The 14,527-nt window shown below is 32.6% G+C and carries 11 protein-coding genes and 1 tRNA gene; 6 read left to right on the forward strand and 6 right to left on the reverse strand.

From position 1 onward, the window contains the following. Window positions 1-110: 110 nt before the first annotated feature. Complete coding sequence (locus tag GBO31_RS04185; protein ID WP_219007063.1) at window positions 111-920, reverse strand: hypothetical protein; 810 nt, start codon at window positions 918-920, stop codon at window positions 111-113. A 271-nt stretch (window positions 921-1,191) separates the two neighbouring features. Here GBO31_RS04185 and GBO31_RS04190 point away from each other — a divergent pair, with 271 nt between their 5' ends. Together GBO31_RS04190 and GBO31_RS04195 are read left to right on the forward strand one after the other, a co-directional pair. Further along, entirely contained in the window at window positions 1,192-2,028 is an 837-nt protein-coding gene (locus GBO31_RS04190; protein ID WP_219007064.1) for a hypothetical protein, read from the forward strand. A 137-nt stretch (window positions 2,029-2,165) separates the two neighbouring features. After that, window positions 2,166-2,357: a hypothetical protein gene (locus GBO31_RS04195; protein WP_219007065.1), complete on the forward strand. Its 192-nt coding sequence runs from the start codon at window positions 2,166-2,168 to the stop codon at window positions 2,355-2,357. Between the two features lie 205 nt (window positions 2,358-2,562). On the opposite strand, the gene GBO31_RS04200 is transcribed toward GBO31_RS04195, so the two are convergent. Beyond that, window positions 2,563-2,635 (reverse strand) — tRNA-Gln (locus GBO31_RS04200). Window positions 2,636-2,848: 213 nt separating this feature from the next. Here GBO31_RS04200 and GBO31_RS04205 point away from each other — a divergent pair. After that, window positions 2,849-6,151 carry a glycosyltransferase family 117 protein gene (locus tag GBO31_RS04205; protein ID WP_219007066.1) on the forward strand — a complete coding sequence of 1,101 codons (3,303 nt, stop codon included), beginning with the start codon at window positions 2,849-2,851 and terminating at the stop codon, window positions 6,149-6,151. Between the two features lie 88 nt (window positions 6,152-6,239). Beyond that, window positions 6,240-6,836 carry a polysaccharide deacetylase family protein gene (locus tag GBO31_RS04210; RefSeq protein ID WP_343211287.1) on the forward strand — a complete coding sequence of 199 codons (597 nt, stop codon included), beginning with the start codon at window positions 6,240-6,242 and terminating at the stop codon, window positions 6,834-6,836. A gap of 27 nt (window positions 6,837-6,863) precedes the next feature. On the opposite strand, the gene GBO31_RS04215 is transcribed toward GBO31_RS04210, so the two are convergent. Together GBO31_RS04215 and GBO31_RS04220 are read right to left on the reverse strand one after the other, a co-directional pair. Then, window positions 6,864-7,160 (reverse strand): thioredoxin family protein, encoded by a 297-nt coding sequence (locus tag GBO31_RS04215; RefSeq protein ID WP_219007068.1) that lies wholly within the window; start codon window positions 7,158-7,160, stop codon window positions 6,864-6,866. A gap of 82 nt (window positions 7,161-7,242) precedes the next feature. Next, a complete protein-coding gene (locus GBO31_RS04220; protein WP_219007069.1) occupies window positions 7,243-8,481 on the reverse strand; it encodes a metallophosphoesterase in 1,239 nt (412 codons plus the stop codon). Window positions 8,482-8,882: 401 nt separating this feature from the next. Between GBO31_RS04220 and polA the strand changes: the two genes are divergently transcribed. Next, window positions 8,883-11,699 (forward strand): DNA polymerase I, encoded by a 2,817-nt coding sequence (polA, locus tag GBO31_RS04225; protein ID WP_219007070.1) that lies wholly within the window; start codon window positions 8,883-8,885, stop codon window positions 11,697-11,699. A gap of 64 nt (window positions 11,700-11,763) precedes the next feature. Next, on the forward strand, window positions 11,764-12,618 hold the full coding sequence (locus GBO31_RS04230; RefSeq protein WP_219007071.1) for a TerC family protein: 855 nt from the start codon (window positions 11,764-11,766) through the stop codon (window positions 12,616-12,618). Window positions 12,619-12,692: 74 nt separating this feature from the next. Here GBO31_RS04230 and GBO31_RS04235 read toward each other — a convergent pair whose 3' ends face one another. Both GBO31_RS04235 and GBO31_RS04240 read right to left on the reverse strand, forming a co-directional pair. Beyond that, the gene (locus GBO31_RS04235; RefSeq protein WP_219007072.1) at window positions 12,693-13,175 is read right to left on the reverse strand and encodes a lipocalin family protein; all 483 of its coding nucleotides are present in this window, start codon (window positions 13,173-13,175) and stop codon (window positions 12,693-12,695) included. 95 nt (window positions 13,176-13,270) lie between these two features. Beyond that, window positions 13,271-14,464, reverse strand: coding sequence for a serine hydrolase domain-containing protein (locus GBO31_RS04240; RefSeq protein ID WP_219007073.1), 1,194 nt, complete (start codon window positions 14,462-14,464; stop codon window positions 13,271-13,273). Window positions 14,465-14,527: the final 63 nt, after the last annotated feature.

Here is a 14,527-nt window from a genome sequence, read left to right on the forward strand (position 1 = left end):
TTAAACTTAAAGAAACACAGCATAAACAATTAACATAAAACACAACCGTAATTGAGTTAAAACATCACCCAATTACGGTTGATAATTTACATACTGCGGATCAATTCAGCTTAGCATGGCTGAAAGCCATACTGCTGATCCGGAGCAATTAATTGCCAATATACCGTATCACCATCGTTAAGATAATAATCCGCAAAACTCATCCCCTCTTTCCCATTAGTACCTCCATAATTTGGTGTTCCATTAATTGAGTAAAACCAAAAAACAAAATCTGCATTAGGATTAGACTTAAGATCGTAACACGAATTACTCAAGTCTGCCTCAATAGCATTGCTGTCAATTGTCATTTCAGATACATAAGGTCTTTGATTTTCTCCTAAAACAGTTTCATAACTTATATTATTTGGAAAAGCTTGAGATGCTCCTAATAACAATCTTTGTACAGTAGTATAACCGGATCCAAACACGATCTGAAAATAACGATAATTCGCATAAGGACCTCCATTAGCATTCACATCACTATTTTGCTTACAGGTATATTCACCAGAACCGCCACTAGGGTAATACACATACATATGAAACACACCTCCATTTGAACTAACTCCTGTTTTTGCCTGACTTGATTCAACATCAGAGTCTGCGCGTAATACATTTGTATGTGTTTTGGATATTGCATTATGCAATACATTTTGTAACAATCTTAAAGAACGCCGGTAAGAGATTTGTGTCCTTGCTCCAAATCCACTCTTCGAAGTAGCTGGCATATGTTGCACAACTCTACGAAGTACCGCTCGTTCAGCTTTCGTAAGACCATAATTTGATTCAGAAGCGATCGGGTTTTTAATAAATTGCTCTAGAGCTTGATTATCGGACATTAAATGTTGGATGTAATGATCTAGATTTGATTTAGATTTCTCCATTTGTATTAAATTGATTTTAATAGGTATAATTACTCCTACTCTTTTTAAAGGCTTTTCAGATTCCGCCTTGTAATCAAAAAAAAACAAATGGCAGCTACCAGATTAAATGATTTATGAGGATTACTACACGAATATAGCATAGCACTTAACTTATCACACAAAGTATAAATACTTATTATTATGGGGAAAAATCCCTATTTTTATCTTTTATACTGATCATTTTAGATATTGGTAATAGATAGATTTATTTTTAAAAACTAAAACTTATTAAATGCTATTTAGTACAACTATTGTTATCTTAGAACTTATTGCTTCGATTGCAGGAACTATTTATATAGTAAAATGTTCTACAAACAAATCTATTCGACTTCTTACATATTTTTTATGGTTTACATTTTTTATGGAGAGCACAATAGGACATTTACCTTATTACATAGATCAATTTGATTTCCTAGAAAACCTAAAAAAATACGCACTATTCGATAATAGTATTTGGGTATATAATATTTATGGTATTATAAGTGGTTTGTTCTATTTATATTTTTTTGAGCAACAAATTCGTCTTCCATGGTTTAAGAAGATCCTTCGCGTATTTATATTTTTCCATCTAAGTTTTTATTGCTTTTCTCTAATTTCGAATGGAACGTTTTTAGAAAAATTAGAAATCCCTCCAATTTTATTAGATTTTTTCTTTATAACAACAGCTATTTTCTTGTATTTTCTCGACCAAATTTATGATGACTCCATAACATTAACTATTAAATTACCAGCTTTCATTGGTATTGGAATGTTATTATTCAATGTCTTAGATCTACCAATATTACTACTTCAAGAAAACATAAACTCCCAAAATACTATAGTACTATTACGCTGTTTCCTATTAATTGGCTGTTTATTTTTATACATATCCATTACTATAGGATTCCTGCTACATCTTAAAAACCAATCAAAAAAGATGAAGAAAAAAGGGTATTCTTTCTGGAAACAAAAGCAGAAATTTCTAAGAGAAAAAACTGCCGTGACATTAAAAAATAAATTAAAACATAAAATAAACACCTATGCTTCCTTTATAAATCAGTCAATCATCTTGACCAAACAAAACGGATAAATTTTAAATCATTTTTCTTCATCAAAGCATTTAAAATTTCACTGTTCACATAAAATTAACACCCAATCCCTGAAAACAGTGTATTAAAACAATTGGGGAAATAATAGTTTTGAGCATAACCAAAAACAATATGTATTATGCAAAATTCAATTTTATCGATCGAAGGTGTTCGTGTCCTTTCTAAAGAAGGACAAAAAGCAATTAAAGGAGCAGCTTCGGAAGACCCATCACTTTGTGGATGTTCTTGCAGTGGAGCCGTTACAGGCCCCTTATACTGTAGAAAGTATGTTTATTGTCCACAGATATACACTTGTGAAGAAACTTTTTAAAGCTCACACATCTGTATTCCAAATCTAACAAAATCCGAATTCTGAAGAGATAATCTTTAGGATTCGGATTTTATTTTTTCAGATAACTCTACCTTATCTCACTAAAGCATGCCGCAAAATAAAAGTGTATATAATTGAAAATACCAATAACCAAGAAAGTGATTTAAAATAAAAAAGGAACTGAAAATTTCAGTTCCTTTTTATGTTGGTCTACTAGGGCTCGAACCTAGACTCTTCTGGACCAAAACCAGACGTGTTGCCAGTTACACCATAGACCAATGCGTCATTGCGGGTGCAAATTTAAAACATTCTTTTGGCTCTGCAAACATTTTTTTAAAAAAAATACGATTATCCACACATTTAATAAAAAATAAGTTCAATTTACGTGTACTATCATCAAAATATAAACTTCTGTTAAGCGTTTGCTAAAAAAACTAATAGAGAAGTATTTTTATTACTAAATTCGCCACACGTTATATAACAGCAATCTTATGAGTACATTCAACTTTAAAAAGTGGAATAAAATATTAGGATGGGTAGTTTTCACCATTGCCCTTCTTGTTTATTATCTAACTGTAGAGCCGACAGCCAGTTTTTGGGATGCCGGTGAATACATTGCAACTTCTTCTAAATTACAAGTTGGACATCCACCAGGAGCACCTTTATTTCAGATGATTGGAGCTTTTGCCTCTATTTTTGCATCCGACCCTACTCAGATTGCATTTGTAGTAAACATGACTTCTGCATTTGCTAGTGCTTTTGCTATTCTATTTATGTTTTGGTCGATAACCATATTGGTACAAAAGTTAATAATTAAGGATGAAAAATTCACTGATGGAAAAGCATTCGCTACACTTGGAAGTGGTTTAGTTGGATCCTTAGCATTTGCATTTACAGATAGTTTTTGGTTTAATGCGGTAGAAGCAGAAGTATATGCTATGGCAACTTGTATTCTATCTGTTATGTTCTATCTAGGATTATTATGGGAACGAGATATGCACCAACCTCGTGGAAATCGCTGGTTGATTTTAATAGCATTTATTACTGGGTTATCCTTTGGAGTTCACTTCATGGGATTGCTTTCTATACCTGCAATTGGATTACTCTATTATTTTAAAAACTACAAGGTAACTGTAAAAAACTTTATTATAGCTAACATCTTTGTTGTTGCCATATTATTATTTATTTTCAAACTCCTTTTACCATCAACATTGAAATTATTCGGTTGGTTTGAGGTAACATTTGTGAATAGTTTCGGAATGCCATTCAATTCAGGGACAGTGTTCTTAGGCTTGATAATTGGAGCTGCATTTTACTTTATTCTAAAGTATACCAAAACAAAAAAATTCCCTCTGATTAATTCTGCTGTCTTATGCGTGCTATTCATTTTTATTGGTTTTTCTTGCTGGATCATGTTACCAATTAGAGCAAACGCAGGAACCGTAATTAATGAAAACAACCCAAATAATGCTCGTGAATTATTAGCTTATTACAATCTCGAACAATATCCTGAGACTCATTTATTCTATGGACCTCAATTTACTGAAATCTATGCCGGATTGGATGAAGACAATCCCTATGAAGATGACAAACCTAAATATGAAAAAAATCTAAAAACGGGCAAATATGATATCGTAAATGATTGGAAAAATGCCAGACAGAACATTGATGATGATCACAAAGCATTTTTACCAAGAATGTGGAGTACAGAGCATATAGGCAATTACATGGATTTTACAGGTCCTATTAGCTTTACCATAAAACCTGAATATCAGGACGAATCAGAATTGCTAGAGGCTGTTACACAATTTAGAAGAGAATATGCAGTTGGAAAACTGGACAATGATGACTACAATAAATTTTTACGTTCTTTTGGCGATTACTTGAATGTAGAAAAACCTTCTTTTGCTTCTAATGTATTTTATATGTTGGAATATCAAGTTGGATATATGTATTGGAGATATTTCATGTGGAATTTTGTTGGAAGACAAGATGATAATCAAGGGAAATATGGTAATTTAGAAGGTAATTGGCTTAGTGGAATTAATTTTATCGACGAATGGCATTTAGGATCTCAAGATAATTTACCTACAGACACTCTTAAAAACAAAGCCAGAAACACCTATTATTTCCTACCGATGATTTTGGGTCTTTTAGGCTTCTTTTTTCAAGCACAGAAAGACAAGAAAAATTTCTGGATTTTACTAATTTTCTTCCTATTTACAGGTTTAGCGCTGAAGGTATATCTTAATGAAAGACCTTTTGAACCTCGAGAACGTGATTATGCTCTAGTAGGATCTTTTTATGTTTTTGCCATATGGATTGGTTTTGGTGTATATGCTTTATTTGATATTTTAAAAAATACTTTGAAACCAAAATTGCTTGCACCTATTGTAACGGCAGTCTGTCTACTTGCCGCACCTATTTTGCTTGCTGCACAGAACTGGGATGATCATGATCGATCAAATAGATATACTGCTCAAGCCATGGCTAAAATGTATCTACAATCTTGTCAGAAAGATGCTATTTTATTTACTATTGGAGACAATGATACTTTTGCACTATGGTATGCTCAAGATATTGAAGAATACAGGACAGATGTTAGAACTGTAAACACAAGTCTATTTGCTACAGATTGGTATATAGATCAAATGAAAAAAGCAGCCTATGATGGCAAGCCTATTCCTTCGCAGTTAACACACGATTTTTATCGTTTCGGTAATAATGATGCTATTTATTACAAACCAGTTACCAATGACACTATGCTTATTAAAAACTGGATGCGATGGATAGAAACTGACGATCCAAGGACGAAAGGAGATTTACAAAATGGAAAACAAGTAAATACGTTCCCGACAAAGCATATACGAATTCCGGTAAACAAAGAAGCCGTTCTTAAAAATGGAATCGTATCACAAAAAGATGCTGATTTAATTGTACCCTATATTGATATCCACTTAAAAGGAGATCTATTATTCAAAAATCGTCTATTGATGTTAGACATTATTGCAAATAATAACTGGGAAAGACCTATCTACTTTACTGGCGGAAGTTTTGGAGATGATGACTATTTATGGATGAAAGACTACTTGCAGTTAGATGGTGTAACCTATAAACTAGTACCTATTAGAACACCAGTTGATAAACGTAATCCTTATGACTTAGGTCGTATCGACACCGATGTAATGTACAATAATGTAACTAGCTGGGATTGGGGTAACAGTGAAGATCCGAATATATATCACGATCCAGAAACCAGAAAAAATGCAATTACCTATAGAAGTAATTTAGCACGTCTGGTAGAAGCTTTAATCAATGAAGACAAAAAAGATAAGGCGAAAGAAATTTTGGATCTAGGTATGGAAAAAATGCCAATTGAATTCTATGAGTATTACACCTTATTAGAACCATATGTAAGCGGTTATTATGAGGTAGGAGAAAAAGAAAAAGCACGTGAGTTATGGAATAAAATCGCTAAAAAGTATCAAGAACAACTCACTTATTTTGGTAGCCTAACTTTAGAAAACCAATACCAATATGCCAGCGAAATCGTAAGTAATGTAGAACGATATCGTAGTGTAGTTGATTTATTACTCATTAATCAAGACCGTGAAATGATTGAAGAAAAAGCAGAAGAATTCAATCGATATTTACGATTATTTACAAAACTTTATTCTGAAGACGAAGAATACGACAATCAAGATGTTTTAGAAAATGAGGAAAGAGAATTACAGAAAGAGCTTCAGGATAGTCAAAAAGTAATAGACACTCTAGAAGATTTATCAAATTCATAATATTAATGGAGCCTTTTTTTAAAGGCTCTTTTTTTTTTAGCCTATTTTGAATATCATACCCAGTAAAACACCAAACAATATTAAGTTATTGTTTCCCAATTATATTTGGGATTTTTACAATCGAAAGGAAAAAAAAATATATTTGACTTTTGATGATGGGCCTATTCCGGAAATAACAGAATTTGTATTAGAACAATTACAACTATATAATGCTAAAGCCACCTTTTTCTGCATTGGTGACAACATTCGAAAACATCCAGATGTATTTAAAAAAATTATTCATAATGGCCATGGTATAGGAAATCATACAATGCATCATGTAAAGGCAAGAAAAACAAGCTTTTCGGATTACATTGAGGATGTATTGCTTTGTGAAGACGAGATTTCCAAACATTTTCCCTTTGAAAACAAACTTTTCAGACCCCCATATGGACAACTTAGTAAATCGAAATTAACTGAATTAAAAAGATTAGGATATCAGATTATTTTATGGGATATTTTAGCTAAAGACTGGATGAAAAGTATGACTCCCGAAGAATGTTTTAAAATAGTGACTAAGAATTCTAAAGAAGGAAGTATTATCATTTTTCATGACAGCATTAAAGCCTCAAAAAATCTTATAGAAACATTACCCAGGGTATTGGCACATTTTATAGAAAAAGGATTTATTCTGGATAAGATATAGTAATAATTTAAGCCTTTTAACTAAGCTTTAAACATATTCCTTTATTAATCCAATAAGCGTATTGGCATCTTGTTCACCGCTTTGTCTCCAAACCATCTCACCACCTTTGTAAATCATTAATGTAGGAAGACCTTTTATCCTCAAAGCAGTAGCAAGTTCTTCATTTTTATCTACATCTATTTTAATCACTTTAGCTTTGTCCCCAAGAGCAGCAGCAACATCTTTTAAAACCGGATGCATGGAAACCGATGGCTCATTCCATTCTGTATAAAAATCCAATAAAACTGGAACTTCAATACCTATTAAATCTCCAAACTTTGACATGTTTTATAAATTTTATTATCCAACTCTTCAATACTAACGCACAAAGCAGATATCTAATTGTAAATATAACACTTTCTACGAATTAAGCTGGTTTCGTTCCTTTTCTCAATTCAATTACAGTTATTTCTGGCCAAATACCAACTCTACCGGGAAATGCATGAAAACCAAATCCTCTATTCACATTAAGATAACGCCCCATTTCGTTATACATACCAGCCCATTGTTTATAAACATATTGAACCGGACTCCATCTTAAAAATCCTGGGACTTCAATCCCAAATTGAAATCCATGAGTATGCCCACTAAGCGTAAGATGATAATGATGTTCATGCTTTTTTACTTCATACTCCCAATGAGAAGGATCATGGCTTAATAAAATCTTGAAATCTTCTTTGGCAACTCCATTGGATGCTTTCGTTAAATCCCCTGCCTTTTTAAAATTATGCCCCCAATTCTCAACACCTACTATAGCCATACGCTCTCCATCTTTTTCTATAAAAGCATTATCATTCAGCAATAGATTAAAATTAATTTTAGAATGTATTCCTTTTATAGCTTCAAAATTTGCTTCTTTAGCCGCTTCTGTTTCCCAAGTAACATACTCTCCATAATCATGATTTCCTAAAATCGAATATTTACCATAACTAGGCGTTTTTATTTTTTTAAAAATATCAATCCAATCATCCATTTCACTAGCCATTGTATTGACGATATCACCAGTAAAAACTAATAAATCCGTTTGCTGCTCATTAATCAAATCTACAGCATATTCAATTTTTTCTACCTCATCAAAACTTCCGGAGTGTATGTCCGAAATTTGAGTTAAACGAAATCCATCAAAAGCTTTTGGTAAATCATCATAATACAACACATGACTGATTACTTTAAAATTATACTTCCCTCTAAAGATTCCGTGCACCAAGCCCACAAAAGGAATCGCTGCAACACCCAACGCCAATTGGCTGATAAATTTTCTTCGATCTGGTAAATATTGTGTCGCTTTACCTTCAAAAAACGTGTTTGTAAGATATGTATAACCAGCAACACACAATCTAATAATATCTTCACCGAACATAAACAATACTAAAATCAACTTGGGAACCAACGTAACCAATAATAACCCGCTAGCCCTAAGTGAATATTTTGTAGGTCCTACACTACGATCATAATTAGCAAATACATAAATCACATACCCGATAACGAATAAAGAAAACAATAAATAAACAATTTGAATCCATTGATTCTTTGAAAGAGTTCGTATTACTTGATAGGCATATATTTCAATTAAACTAAAAAGTATTAAAGGTATAATCCAGCGCATATAAATAAAAAGAAATTGTAAACAAACAAAACTATCTTACCTTTTAACAAACACAATTATATTTAAGTAAAAATTAACTGTTTATCAGTAAATCATAACAGAATATTAGGTTTATAAATGATCCCCAATACTTAACATTATAAATCTTAGAATTTTCTTTCATATGTATAATTTTTATTCGTACCTTCGTTTCACTGTAGGAACATGGGGATGTACAAAAAAAATCTATTTTATTTATAAAAAATTACTATCGTATTTATAGCAATTGATAACATTGTTATCAATTTTATTTTGGGGCGAAATGCCGTCATTTATTGGCGGCATTTCTTATTTAGTACAATTTTGAAATCATTTTCATCAATCTTATTTTTATCTTGCGTTCCTAAAACAGAATTCTCACTATGTCACAAAAACGTCTTTTTTTATTAGATGCTTACGCACTAATTTTTCGTGGATATTATGCCTTAATAAAAAACCCAAGAATTAATTCGAAAGGGCAAGATACCTCTGCTATCATGGGGTTTGTAAATTCTCTATTTGATGTTATTAAAAGAGAAAAGCCTGATCATATAGCAGTAGCTTTTGATAAAGCAGGAAGTAAAGACCGTTTGGAAATATTTCCAGAATATAAGGCAAACAGAGACGAAACTCCTGAGGCGATAAAAATCGCTGTCCCGATTATACAAGACATATTGAAGGCTATGCACATCCCTATTATAGAAAAAGCGGGAGTGGAAGCTGATGATCTTATAGGAACTATTGCTAAACAAGCTGAAAAAGAAGGATACCAGACATATATGGTAACACCAGATAAAGATTATGCACAACTAGTTTCTGAAAATATTTTCATGTACCGACCTGCACGAATGGGTAACGGTATTGAGATATGGGGAATTCCTGAAGTGCAGAAAAAATTTGAAGTAGAACGTCCAGAACAGGTGATTGATTATTTGGGTATGATGGGTGATGCAGTAGATAACATTCCTGGATTACCAGGTGTTGGAGATAAAACAGCCAAAAAATTTATTGCTGCTTATGGATCGATGGAAGGCTTATTCGAAAACATAGACCAATTAAAAGGAAAAATGAAAGAGAAGGTGGAAGCTAACCAAGAATTAGGACTGCTTTCTAAAAAATTAGCTACTATCATTTTAGATTGCGATGTTACATTTGATGCGAAAGATTATGAAATTTCTACTCCAGATGAAAAGAAAGTAAAAGAAATATTTTCAGAGTTAGAATTTAGAAGATTAACGGATCAATTCACTAAAATTTTCTTCCCTTCAGAGGAAACTTCTAATACCACCACAACTGCCAAAAAAACATCTGGAACTGCTGGTGCTGGGCAATTTTCATTATTTGGCAATAATGAAGAAACATCTTCTTCAGATTCTTTTTCTTCTAGAAAAAACATATCCAATACGGAGCATTTTTATCAAAGTATTGCTCCTGGTATGGCTATGAAATTATTCTTGCAAAATCTATTAAAACAAGATAGCGTTTGTTTCGATACTGAAACTACTGGCTTAGATCCTCTTACTGCAGAGTTAGTAGGTATTGCTTTTTCCTGGGAAGCAGGAAAAGGATTCTATATCCCATTCCCTGAAGATAGAAATGAGGCACAAGAATTAATTGAGAATTTTAGACCTTTCTTTGAAGCCGAACATATTGTAAAAATTGGTCAGAATCTGAAGTATGATATTAAAGTTTTAGCAAAATATGACATTGAAGTAAAAGGTAAACTTTTTGACACCATGTTAGCACATTATCTGATTAATCCAGATATGAGACATAACATGGATGTGCTTTCCGAAACATACCTTAATTATACTCCTGTATCTATAACAGAGTTAATTGGCAAAAAAGGAAAAAATCAACTGTCTTTCAGACAAGTTCCTCAAGAACAACAAACAGAATACGCTGTGGAAGATGCTGATATTACTTATCAGTTAAAAGAACACTTTACTCCAGAACTCAATGAAGCAAATATATTATCGCTATTTGAAGATATTGAAGTTCCATTATTGCGCGTACTAGCGGATATGGAAATTGAAGGTATTAATTTAGACAAAGAGTTTTTACAAGCTTTATCAGAAGAACTTGATAATGATATCAAAACTTTAGAATCTAATATTTATACAGAAGCTGGCGAAGAATTTAATATCGCCTCTCCAAAGCAATTAGGAATTGTTCTTTTTGAAAAAATGAAATTGGTTGATAAGCCCAAAAAAACCAAAACAGGTCAATATTCTACTGCAGAAGATGTACTTTCTTATTTAGCAAAAGATCATAAAATCATTCAAAACATATTAGATTTTCGAGGATTATCTAAACTTAAAAGCACCTATGTAGATGCGTTACCAAATCAGGTTAATGAAACAACCGGTAGAGTTCATACGGATTATATGCAAACCGTAGCGGCTACAGGACGTCTAAGTTCTAACAACCCAAATCTACAGAACATACCAATAAGAACAGAACGTGGGAGACAGGTAAGAAAAGCATTTGTACCGCGTAATGAAGAATACACCTTGTTAGCCGCCGATTATTCACAAATAGAATTACGAATTATTGCCGCTTTAAGTGAAGAGGAGACGATGATCAGTGCTTTTAAAAGTGGAGAAGATATTCACGCCTCTACAGCCGCCAAGGTATTCAACGTTCCTATTGAAGAAGTTACCAGAGAACAACGTAGTAATGCAAAAACAGTAAACTTTGGTATTATCTATGGTGTTTCGGCCTTTGGATTAAGTAATCAAACAGACCTTTCTCGTAGCGAAGCTAAAGAACTAATTGATACTTATTATAAAACCTATCCAAAACTCCGAAATTACATGAGCGAACAAGTGGATTTTGCAAGAGAAAATGGATATGTACAAACCGTATTAGGAAGACGTCGTTATTTAAAAGATATTAATTCTGCAAATGCAGTTGTAAGAGGAGCCGCAGAACGAAATGCAGTAAACGCTCCTATTCAAGGAAGTGCTGCAGATATTATTAAAATAGCAATGATTAATATTCATAAAAAACTAAAAGAAGGTGATTACAAAACTAAAATGTTACTCCAAGTGCATGATGAATTGGTTTTTGATGTTTACAAACCTGAATTAGACACCATTAAATCCTTAATTAAATCTGAAATGGAAAATGCATATAAACTTGCAGTTCCCTTAGATGTGGATTTAGGTTTAGGCACCAACTGGCTTGAAGCTCATTAATTTGTAACTACTTTTCATAATCTCATACCAATAGATAAAAACAAAAACCAATCAAATCACTTATATGGAGCAATTATTTACCGTAGAAAGTCTCGTAACACTATTAATGTTAGTATTACTTCAAGCTGTTTTAGGCTTTGATAATCTTTTATATATTTCATTAGAATCTAAAAAAGCACCCCCAGAAAAACAGAGTTTTGTTAGAAAAATGGGAGTAGGATTAGCTATTATCTTGCGTATAGTGTTGCTTTTTGTTTTAATGTCGCTCATTCAATACTTCCAAGAACCGTTTTTAAGCCTTCATGATAATGGCATTCTTGAATTTAATCTTAATGTACATAGTCTTATTGTGCTTGCAGGAGGCGTATTCATTATATACACTGCTATAAAAGAGATTTGGCATATGATGCTATTAAAAGAACATGAACAAACTGAAAGTGAAGATAAAAAAGGGTCTATAAACAAAGTGATTTTATGGATCGTTATCATGAATTTGGTTTTTTCGTTCGATTCAATCTTAAGTGCAATGGCTTTGACAAGTGATATGGAATACGTTCCTCAATTGATCTTAATGTCTATTGCTATTATTCTTGGTGGTATTCTTATGATTGTATTAGCTGATAAAGTCTCGAATTTCCTTCAGAAAAACAGAATGTATGAAGTCCTTGGATTGTTTATACTATTTATTGTCGGAATTATGCTATTATCAGAAGGAGGCCATCTAGCGCATCTGCATATTTTTAATAATGAGATTACCCAAATGAGTAAAACCACCTTCTATTTTGTAATTGTTGTACTTGTTATTGTAGATATTGTGCAAGGACGTTATCAGAAAAAACTTTTAGCAGAAAAAGAACATCGAGAAGCACTTGCCGAAAAAGAACACCAAGATATGCTTGCCGAAAAGGCAGAAAAATAAAACCTAACACATATCATAAACAAAAGGAGCTTCTCGGTGAGAGAAGCTCCTTTTGTTTGTAAAGAGACATCAAACTACTGTCTAGTAAACACCAGATCAATTTGCCCTAAGTCTTCTACTGTATCTGTAAAAGACAGTGTGGTTTGCGTTAATATAACCGTTACCATTGTTGGATCCATTCCTGTAGGTGTAAACGTTAATTGATCTCCATCCAAACTCCAAGCACCAGTTTCCATAAGGGTATTCCCTGTACAATCTGCTGTTATAACTGGAGGTATACCTGGTTCTACATCTACTGTTATTTCGGTCACATCCTGTGTATATGTACTATCATCATTTACCACAATAGTATCTTCAAAACAAGAAAGTTCTTCCAGAAGATTCGTAGATGCATTCCCGTCCATATCTAAATCAACAGGTAATGCTCCGGTAGCAGAGGTAAGCTCCCAAGTTCCTACCAAAGACACCATATCAGAACCACCTCCATCATCATCATTACTACAAGATGTGAAAATGAATACAAAACAAATTGCAAAAAGAAAAAAATTGGTTTTCATAGTTTTTGAGTTTTAAAAATTAATAACGATTCATTGCTTATTATTTCTATAAACAAAAGAACCACTTATTTATTTTAAAAGCTATACGATAAAAGCTAATTATCCATAGTTGCAGTAAAAAAATCATAGTAATTCAAAAATGTTGGTATTACGGGACCATTAAAAGGATTTGGACCGTTAAACAACACACAAACTCCTATTCCATTTTCTGGATCAATCATTAATTGTGTTTTGTATTGATTTACATTTCCTCCATGATATACAACTCTTCTATTTCGAYAATCCAGAATTCTCCAACCTTTTGCATAATAGGAATTCGTAACCCCATCCCATAGGTTTACATAAGTATCCTTATCACTAGTACAAATCATCGGATTAAAAATTTCAGACAAACTTTTCTTAGAAATGATATCTGGTCGATAACCTAATAACACCTTTAAATATTCTCCCATATCAGAAATAGAAGCATTAATCCCACCAGCGGCAGCTACATTATAATAGTTCTGATGCAAATTTGTTAATGAATATTTTTTAGAGTAATGATTCCATTTGTGTGGTAATGCTACATTTCTGTTATTTTTAATATCCTTGTAGCTACTAGATGCATTCTTCATTCCTGCAGGCACAAACAGACGCTCTTTTAACAATATATCAAACGATTTCTCGGTATTATTTTCCATCACCTTTTCAACCACAGAGAAAACTGCATTTTGATAATCATAAGTAGTTCCTTCCTTAGCTACAACTCCATTATACCTAAAATTAGAAATTATATTACTCAAAGACATCCCTTTATGGATCAATTTCGAATTAGTGTATTTGTATAGACCTGAAGTATGAGAAAGCAAATGATTAACCGTAAGCCTTTCTGCTTGCGCTTTATCTTTTAAACTAAAATTATTTACAGTTTTTTTGACATTCTGCTCCCATTCCAGCTCATTGCGATCTACCAAATTACCAGCAAGAACAGAAGTGACCCCTTTAGACAAACTTGCAATCCTAAAAACTGTATTTACATCAACAGAATCCGTAGTATGAATTTCTTTTACCCCAAAACCCTTTTTATAAATAACAGTAGAGTCTTTAACAATAACAATAGCAGCACCAGGACATTCGGAAATATTAAAATTAGTAGCAAAGAACTTTTCATAATGTTCTAGAAAAAACGACAAAGAATCTGTCTTTTCCACTAATGGCTCTTGTGTAACTTTAACCTCTTCTCTTGGTTCTTTTTGGGCGGTACAACTAATAGCAAAAAGAGCTATAATAATTCCGAAAAAACGCTTCATATGGCAACAATCTTAATTATTGCAATAATACGTGGAAAAAACCTCTATCTAAAAACTTTCTTA

The sequence above is a fragment of the Aquimarina litoralis genome, assembly GCF_019295435.1.
GTDB classification, from domain to species: Bacteria; Bacteroidota; Bacteroidia; order Flavobacteriales; family Flavobacteriaceae; genus Aquimarina; species Aquimarina litoralis_A.

Coding starts and splice junctions, on each gene's coding strand:
- GBO31_RS04215 (WP_219007068.1), bottom strand. CDS start 7,160: ATGTCAAAGTTTGGAGATTTAATAGGTATTGAAGTTCCAGTTTTATTG.
- GBO31_RS04220 (WP_219007069.1), bottom strand. CDS start 8,481: ATGCGCTGGATTATACCTTTAATACTTTTTAGTTTAATTGAAATATAT.
- polA (WP_219007070.1), top strand. CDS start 8,883: ATGTCACAAAAACGTCTTTTTTTATTAGATGCTTACGCACTAATTTTT.
- GBO31_RS04195 (WP_219007065.1), top strand. CDS start 2,166: ATGCAAAATTCAATTTTATCGATCGAAGGTGTTCGTGTCCTTTCTAAA.
- GBO31_RS04185 (WP_219007063.1), bottom strand. CDS start 920: ATGGAGAAATCTAAATCAAATCTAGATCATTACATCCAACATTTAATG.
- GBO31_RS04205 (WP_219007066.1), top strand. CDS start 2,849: ATGAGTACATTCAACTTTAAAAAGTGGAATAAAATATTAGGATGGGTA.
- GBO31_RS04230 (WP_219007071.1), top strand. CDS start 11,764: ATGGAGCAATTATTTACCGTAGAAAGTCTCGTAACACTATTAATGTTA.
- GBO31_RS04235 (WP_219007072.1), bottom strand. CDS start 13,175: ATGAAAACCAATTTTTTTCTTTTTGCAATTTGTTTTGTATTCATTTTC.
- GBO31_RS04190 (WP_219007064.1), top strand. CDS start 1,192: ATGCTATTTAGTACAACTATTGTTATCTTAGAACTTATTGCTTCGATT.